This window comes from Winogradskyella damuponensis (genome assembly GCF_039538385.1).
GTDB classification, from domain to species: domain Bacteria; phylum Bacteroidota; class Bacteroidia; order Flavobacteriales; family Flavobacteriaceae; genus Winogradskyella; species Winogradskyella damuponensis.
The window spans coordinates 1-1921 of sequence record NZ_BAABCB010000044.1 but is presented as its reverse complement, the minus strand read 5'-3'; the positions used below and the strand labels follow the sequence as shown (position 1 = coordinate 1921).

General features: G+C 26.3%; 5 protein-coding genes. 3 read left to right on the top strand and 2 right to left on the bottom strand.

The genetic code is table 11. The features are described from left to right. Positions 1-105: 105 nt before the first annotated feature. Complete coding sequence (locus ABD730_RS17170; protein ID WP_344716124.1) at positions 106-450, top strand: hypothetical protein; 345 nt, start codon at positions 106-108, stop codon at positions 448-450. Here the strand turns inward: ABD730_RS17170 and ABD730_RS17165 are convergent. After that, on the bottom strand, positions 442-705 hold the full coding sequence (locus ABD730_RS17165; RefSeq protein WP_344716123.1) for a hypothetical protein: 264 nt from the start codon (positions 703-705) through the stop codon (positions 442-444). The genes ABD730_RS17170 and ABD730_RS17165 overlap by 9 nt on opposite strands. A 31-nt stretch (positions 706-736) precedes the next feature. Between ABD730_RS17165 and ABD730_RS17160 the strand changes: the two genes are divergently transcribed. Further along, on the top strand, positions 737-898 hold the full coding sequence (locus ABD730_RS17160) for a hypothetical protein (RefSeq protein ID WP_344716122.1): 162 nt from the start codon (positions 737-739) through the stop codon (positions 896-898). On the opposite strand, the gene ABD730_RS17155 is transcribed toward ABD730_RS17160, so the two are convergent. After that, positions 885-1037 (bottom strand): hypothetical protein, encoded by a 153-nt coding sequence (locus ABD730_RS17155; RefSeq protein WP_344716121.1) that lies wholly within the window; start codon positions 1035-1037, stop codon positions 885-887. The genes ABD730_RS17160 and ABD730_RS17155 overlap by 14 nt on opposite strands. Before the next feature lie 180 nt (positions 1038-1217). On the opposite strand from ABD730_RS17155, the gene ABD730_RS17150 reads away from it, so the two are divergent. Continuing rightward, positions 1218-1847 (top strand): hypothetical protein, encoded by a 630-nt coding sequence (locus tag ABD730_RS17150; RefSeq protein WP_344716120.1) that lies wholly within the window; start codon positions 1218-1220, stop codon positions 1845-1847. Positions 1848-1921: the final 74 nt, after the last annotated feature.

The window sequence follows — 1921 nt, the reverse complement described above, 5'->3', positions numbered from 1 at the left end:
TTTTATTTGCTAACTTACTCGCTTATAACACGCAACAAATCATATACGAGACCGTTGGCAAACATTTGAAATGTGCGGTAACCGAAAATTAAAATTGATAAAATTATGAGCGAAAATGAGAAACGAATTGCGGAATTGCAATTAGAAGAAGAAATATTGACTAATGAAATGAATGATTTTTTTAAAAGAGTGCAATTTTCAACTCAATTTATTGATTCAGACCAAGTATCTGTGAAAGAAAATATTGATTTTTATTATCATAAGTCGCTAAGAAGCTTAAATCCCAAAAGTGATTTAAAAGATGTGGTGCTTATGTTTAATGATAATATGAAAAACGCAATGAAAAATAGAATAGACGGAGTTGATAAAATAGAATTAAAGGAATATTTGAAATTGATTTTAAAACTTTACAATATTGGAATTGAAAAAGAATATTTGAAATTAACTTGATTGTGTTTCTGGATTACTTTCTAGCCATTTTTTTCGAGATTTTTTAAACTCATTTAATGCATTGTCAAATTCAATTTTAAAGTCATTTTCTGGTGTTATTTTTTCTTGAATTTTAGCCAATTTAGTTAGCTCAAATTTAAACAATAAAAATTCAAACTTAGTTATAAATTTAGAGCCAATATATCTTGAATTTCTAACTGTTTTAAGATTTTTAAAATCTTCATCTGATATGTGGATATTATTACCTATAAACATCTGACATAATAATTAATTAATTTATATAAAAATGAATCTAAACAACGAAACCGCAGAAAAACTAACAGAAGCGTTAAACAACTTTTCTAAGAGTATGAACGAATTTTTAAACACACATCCAAACGGAATTACTTTAGATGCAGAAACTTTCGACATTATAAGTTCTTTAAATCACAATCTTAAAAATAAGTAGAGTGAATTTTCTCTACTTCCGCTAAGATATCTTTAAGCTTTGTGTCTTTGTTGATACCAAATAAGCTAATACTTAATTCTTCTGAACCTTTTTCTGTATCTGTTTCTGGATTTTTACGAAATGTTTGTGAAGTTTTCAAAATAAAAAACGTTTGCCAACAACGTGTATAAATAATTTTGGCTTAGTGCCTTAAATTTACTTACTGTTTCCCTTACATTGTGTATTTTTAATCCGAATATTTTAGCATTTTAAAACCAAAACTATCCATACACAAACTCGTTGTGCGTCATACCTGAAACTCAAACCAAAACTGAATTTCGTGATTAAACTTGAAAAAATTATTACCGAAATATGGAATGATATTGACAGTTGGATGAATAATGATATTCGTCTTATTTCATCTGAAAAATCTGTAGTCTTCAACTTCGCTTGGGAATTAGCTAAAAAATATCCGAAAAAAATAAAATTTATTGATTTTGAAACGAATTTATTTAATGACTTTTCAGACGGAAAATTTCTTGACTTATTTATAATATTTAATGATGGAACTAATGATATAAAAATTGGAATTGAATTTAAGTTTCCTCATAAAAAAGCAAGAGGTTCAAACCAGACTGTAAGTCGTCAAAAAATAATAAACGATATAAAAAGAATAAATTGGTTAGTAGAAAATGGAAAAATCGATTTAGGTTGCTTTTTATGCATAACAAATGAAACTGGATATATAAATCCTGGCAATTTTAGAGTTGCACCGGAATTTATAACACATCAAGGAAAAATATACGAACAAAACGAAATTCTTCCGAGTAACGAATTTTTTATAGAAGAAGTTATTGCCTTAAACCGAATTGAATTTAATTGGAGATATGTAGAATTAGTAAATAATAAATTTAGGATTGATAATGACAAAAAGTTTTCATTTTTAAATCCGATATTTATAAAAAAATAATAAAGTACGAACGCACAACAAAGTACTGTGGTAAAAAACAAGTAAAAATGTATTAATTTTTCACTAAAGTACTT

Coding starts and splice junctions, on each gene's coding strand:
- ABD730_RS17170 (WP_344716124.1), top strand. CDS start 106: ATGAGCGAAAATGAGAAACGAATTGCGGAATTGCAATTAGAAGAAGAA.
- ABD730_RS17165 (WP_344716123.1), bottom strand. CDS start 705: ATGTTTATAGGTAATAATATCCACATATCAGATGAAGATTTTAAAAAT.
- ABD730_RS17160 (WP_344716122.1), top strand. CDS start 737: ATGAATCTAAACAACGAAACCGCAGAAAAACTAACAGAAGCGTTAAAC.